Origin of the sequence: Formosimonas limnophila, from assembly GCF_014652675.1 — a bacterium.
In the GTDB taxonomy this organism is placed as follows: Bacteria; Pseudomonadota; Gammaproteobacteria; order Burkholderiales; family Burkholderiaceae; genus Hydromonas; species Hydromonas limnophila.
In genome coordinates this window covers 1-1,209 of sequence record NZ_BMZG01000039.1, presented here as the reverse complement: position 1 = coordinate 1,209, position 1,209 = coordinate 1, and the positions used below count along the sequence as shown (strand labels likewise).

At 56.5% G+C, this 1,209-nt stretch carries 1 protein-coding gene; it reads left to right on the top strand.

From position 1 onward, the window contains the following. On the top strand, window positions 1-1,209 hold a 1,209-nt coding region (locus IE082_RS11065), incomplete at both ends, for a filamentous hemagglutinin N-terminal domain-containing protein (protein WP_189493965.1).

Genomic DNA, 1,209 nt, shown 5'->3' with positions numbered 1-1,209 from the left:
GTCAAGGCCAAGTGGGTCAGATAGGTTCAGACGATACACGAGACACATCGAATCAGGCGTTTGGGTTCAGTACGATTCAGTTAGCGACCAAACTGCTGCTCGGCAGCGCATTGATTGTGGGCACGGCGACAGCTCAAGAGATTGCGATTGACCCGAATCAAGCGGGCAGCAAGCCCGTGATTGGTGTCGCGGCCAATGGTGTCCCTGTGGTGAATGTCGTTGCGCCCAATGCGCAAGGCGTCTCGCTCAATCAATTCCAAAACTACAACGTCAATGCCAATGGCCTCGTGCTGAACAACAGCGGTGGCATGAGCCAGACACAACTCGCAGGTTTCATCCAAGGCAACCCGATGCTCGGCAACAACGCTGCCCGCACCATCATCAATCAAGTCACAGGGCCGAACGGCAGTAGCCTCAACGGTTACCAAGAAATCGCAGGCAACAGAGCCAATCTCATCGTCGCCAACCCGAATGGCATCTCGGTCAACGGTGCAGGCTTCATCAACGCCGCCAATGTCACCCTGACCACGGGCACACCGCAGTTTAATAACGGTGCACTTGCGGGGTTCAACGTCACAGGCGGCAATATCTCAGTCAATGGCCAAGGTCTGAATGCCACGGGTGCAGACAAACTCTCGCTCATCACCCGCGCTGCGCAGCTTAATGCGCAAGTCTGGGCGAATCAAGCCGACCTCATCCTCGGTGCGAATCAAGTCACAGTGGATGGCAACACCAACACCGCAGGGATTAACGCCCAAACAGGGCAGGGCACAGCACCACAGTTTGCCCTCGACGTCGCCGCACTTGGTGGCATGTACGCGGGGCAAATGCGCCTGGTCGGCACAGAGGCGGGTTTGGGCATCAACAATGGTGGCAAGCTCATTTCTGAAGGCAATCTGTCCCTCGACGCACAAGGCAACCTCACCAACGCTGGGCGAATCGAAGCAGGCAACGACAGCAGCATTGCCGTCAAAGACCTTAATAACAGCGGTCAAATCACCACCGTCAACAACCAAGTCATCAATGCCCAAGCCGCCAACAACAGCGGCAACCTCACCGCAGGCAGTGTCCAGCTCAATGCCACCAGCCTGAATAACACTGGCAACATCACCCAAAGCGGTGCGCAGTCATTCGACATCGCCGCATCAAGTCTCGTCAACACAGGCCGGATCGGTATTGTTGACCAAACTGCCAGCGGTGGCGGCAGCA